The organism is Mycobacterium sp., assembly GCF_049280035.1.
In the GTDB taxonomy this organism is placed as follows: Bacteria; Actinomycetota; Actinomycetes; order Mycobacteriales; family Mycobacteriaceae; genus Mycobacterium.
The window spans coordinates 1-3,729 of sequence record NZ_JBAPPI010000263.1 but is presented as its reverse complement, the minus strand read 5'-3'; the positions used below and the strand labels follow the sequence as shown (position 1 = coordinate 3,729).

Here is a 3,729-nt window from a genome sequence, read left to right as displayed (position 1 = left end):
AGTTATCGGCACTGACCCGCGAGTCCTTCGCGGTGTACACCCTGCCGCCGAATTCCAGCACCCGGGCGTCCAGCTCGTTGAGGAACTCGTTGACGCCTGGCTTGTTGGGGAAGTCCATCGCAACGTTCCAGCCGGCCATCGGGAAACTCAGCGGCGCACGATTGCCCGGTCCGAAAAGTTTGAATACGTTGAACGCCGAGTAGTGCCCGCGGGTCTGAATCCAGCGGATGATCGCCTTGAACTCGTCCATCGCATCCGGCGGAACCAAGAACTGGTGTTGGGCGAAACCCGTTGGGCCGTAGGCACTATTCCAACCGCTGACCAGGTCGAGTATGTGGTAGAACTGCGACAAGTTCATGATCTTGTCGGTGTAGGTTCCGCCCAGCCGGTAGTACACCTCGCCAATTGCCATGAACGACAACTTGTTCATCACGCTGACCGGAAAGATGTCCGGCACCGTCAACAATTGCGGCGCATCGAATTTCAGCGGGTTCTTGGCGAGTTTTTTGGGTAGTTGATCGAGCTTAGCCAAGCTGCCGCGGCTGACCGCGGCCCGGCCGAGCTTCGGTGGCGGGCTGATCAAGTCGAACCAGGCGGCGGAGTAGGTGTAGCGGTCTTCGCTGCCGTCGAGGTGGACGGCGACCGTTTCGTCGAGGCCTTTGGTGGCGATCCCGTCGGCGATGAAGTACGCCGTCTCCGTGGGCGTCATCGCGATGGTGGCCCGCAGCACGATGCCGGTCAGACCGTTGCCGCCGACGGTGGCCCAGAACAGCTCGGCCTCCTCGCCGTCGGGAGTGAGGTGTCGGATCTGCCCGTCGGCCGTCAGCAGCTCCATCGACTGGACGTGGTTACCGAAGCTGCCCGCGCTGTGGTGGTTCTTGCCGTGGATGTCGCAGGCGATCGCTCCGCCGACGGTGACCTGCCGGGTGCCGGGCAGCACCGGTACCCATAACCCGAACGGCAGCGCGGCTTTCATCAGCTGGTCGAGACTGACGCCGGCATCGACGTCGGCGATGTGGGTGTCGGCGTCGATCGAATGGATCCGGTTCAGCGGCGTCATGTCGATCACGAGCCCGCCGCCGTTCTGGGCGTTGTCGCCGTAGGAGCGGCCCAGCCCGCGGGCGATGACACCCCTACCGCCCGCATCTGCCGCCTGTGCCACCGCTTTCGCGATCAGCTCAGGGTCCGGCGTGGAGAGCACCTGCGCCACCGATGGCGCGGTGCGGCCGAACCCCGTCAGCCGGGTCGCGGTGGTCGGAATGTCGCTGCTAAACATCGTCAAAAAGGGTACCTGCTAGTCCGGTGACGATGCGGGAACGCATGTTCCCGCTGAGGAGGCGGACAATTCAACCTGGCGCGGTCGGCTCAGCGCAGCCGGAAGATCACCGAGCGCTGCACGATGAAGTTGACCACGGTGGCGGTGCCCTGTGCGATCACGAAAGCGGCGGGTACCCGCCACGGCTGGTTGGCGAACTGAAGGTAGAAGACGTAGTTGATGCCGACCTGCACGGAGTAGGTCAGCGCGTATAGCACGCAAACGGCGACGAATCGGGCCTTGCTCGGTGGCGCTTGGAACGTCCACCGCCGGTTGATCAGGTAGGCGGTTGTCGTGCCGGCGATAAAGCTGATCGACTTGGCGACGTTGACCTGTAGGCCTAGCCGTAGCAGCGCGACATACAGCCCGAAGTCGACAACAGCCGACAACCCGCCGGTGACGACGAACCGCCACACCTGCGTCTTGAGGGGTAGTTGTGTACTCGCCGCAATCTCGGCCACGGCGGAAGTCTACGGCGGACTACTTCGGGTATTTCACATCCAGCAGCTCAACCTGGTTTTGCCCTTGCGGCGTCGTATAGGTGACCGTGTCGCCCTTTTTCCGTCCGACGAGCGCCAGGCCCAGCGGGCTGCCCGCCGTCAGCGCCTCGGCTTCGCCGCCGACAGGAGTCTGTTCGATGACGGTGATCACCTGCATCTTGATTACCGCACCGTCGGGGAACTTTAGGGTCACCTCGGTGCCGAAGGGCAGCGTGTCGTCCCCGTTCGACGGCAGGGGTCCGGTCCGCATCAGCCGGTCGAGCTCGATGATCCGCTCGTCCAGGCTGGCCAGTTCATCTGCGCGCTGGATGGCGTCGGCGGCGTCAGCATGATCGCTCACCGCGCCGCGGTCGTTTCTGACCTCGGCCTCCAGTCGATCGCGCCGTTCCCGGATTCGGTCCAGCTCAGCGCTGATGCGCTCACGCGCTTCGTCCGAAAGCCCCGTGGGCTCAACTTGCTTGCTCACCATTGCCGACCTGTCTTCCGCCGGAACGGCGGTTGCCATTGTGAAGTGCCAAGACTGTATTGCACTTAAGCCGATTATTCATGCGTTCGTTGTGCGTTATACGACGTTTCGCGCGACAGCTCAACCACCCCGGTCGGTCGTGGTGGGTGTCCATCGCGGGTCGGTCCGAATCGATATCCGAGGTAAACCTGTGAGGTAGCTGAAAGAAATTAGGTCTTAGCTCAGCCGCGACACGACGTGCGTCTGCGTCGGCGCCGGGTAATAAATCAAATCTTTACGAAAGTTGCTGTGACCGTTCGAATTACCTTGTGTTCTGGGACGGTAGTGCCAGCCATGGCTTGCTACACCAGTCAGCCAACGAAATTTGCAAAGTGATCTCGAATTAATTGTCTGGTTCTTCGAACGTAAGTGCCCCCAAGGGTTACCTTAAGCCGGGCTAAGAGCAGTCTGCTCTAGCGACTTTGGGTGGGAAGGCAGTCATGTCTGGACAGCACAGCAAGCGAAACCGTCAATCACAGAAAGCCAAGGCGCGCCGTCGCGCGCGCGTGGCAGGTCTGGGCGCCGGCGCGGGGGCGTTTTTGGCGTTTGGGTTGGGCCCGCTAGCGGGCGCACCGACGGCTAAGGCCGATGTGTTCGATGACATCCTGGACATGGCCGTCGGCTCGGCCGTCAGTTCGGCGGTCACTTCGGTCAACCCGGTGGATTTCTTGGACCCGGGTGTGTTGAGCGGTCTGCTGACGGATTTGAGCACCCCGGCCGGCTGGGACACGTTGCTCGCGGATTTCTCCAACCCCAGCAGTTTTGACGCGGCGCTCTCGGGAGCAGCTCCGGCAGCGCTGTCTGACGCCGGCACTGGAGCGTCGGCGGCCGATTCGTCGACTGCGTTTTGGCAGGGACTTGAGCAGTCTTGGATTAACAGTTCGTTGGGCCAGCAGGTCGACAGCTCGCTGAACACGTGGGCCGCCCAGGTGGATCCCGCGGCAGTTTCCACCGGTGGTGCCTGCGGGCTGATCTGTGACGGCGCCAATGGCGTCGGGGGCGGTTCGCTGACGGACGCCGATGGCCAGGGCGGCGGAATCTTGTTCGGTAACGGCGGCAATGGTGCCACCGACTCCCTCGGTCAAGGCGGTACCGGCGGCGACGCTCTCTACTTCGGCAATGGCGGCGAGGGCGGCGCGGGCGCCGACGGCGGTGCCGGCGGCGATGGCGGTAACGGCGGGCTGTTCTACGGCAACGGCGGCGAGGGCGGCGAAGGCGGCGCCGCTACGGCTACAGCCGCCGCGGGCACGGGTGGCAACGGCGGGGACGCCGGAACCTACGCGTTCTTCGCCCAAGGCGGTGCCGGCGGCGAGGGCGGTAGCGGCTTGACTGGCACGGCGGGCGCAGCCGGAACCGGCGGTGGAACCCTTGACGGCGGCAACGGCGGCACCGGCGACACCGGCGGTAAC

Annotated in this window: 3 protein-coding genes and 1 pseudogene; 1 reads left to right on the top strand and 3 read right to left on the bottom strand. The window is 63.9% G+C overall.

The window, feature by feature from the left end; all coding sequences use genetic code 11:
• The 3 genes from WAN71_RS08500 to WAN71_RS08490 all read right to left on the bottom strand — a co-directional run.
• A partial coding sequence (locus WAN71_RS08500; protein WP_422224900.1) for an FAD-binding oxidoreductase occupies positions 1 to 1,276 on the bottom strand: 1,276 nt, incomplete at its 3' end.
• Between the two features lie 89 nt (positions 1,277 to 1,365).
• A complete protein-coding gene (locus tag WAN71_RS08495; protein WP_422224899.1) occupies positions 1,366 to 1,776 on the bottom strand; it encodes a GtrA family protein in 411 nt (136 codons plus the stop codon).
• A gap of 19 nt (positions 1,777 to 1,795) precedes the next feature.
• Positions 1,796 to 2,281 carry a GreA/GreB family elongation factor gene (locus WAN71_RS08490; RefSeq protein ID WP_422224901.1) on the bottom strand — a complete coding sequence of 162 codons (486 nt, stop codon included), beginning with the start codon at positions 2,279 to 2,281 and terminating at the stop codon, positions 1,796 to 1,798.
• A 479-nt stretch (positions 2,282 to 2,760) separates the two neighbouring features.
• Here WAN71_RS08490 and WAN71_RS08485 point away from each other — a divergent pair.
• Positions 2,761 to 3,729 (top strand): annotated as a pseudogene (locus WAN71_RS08485) (hypothetical protein); the annotation flags it as partial.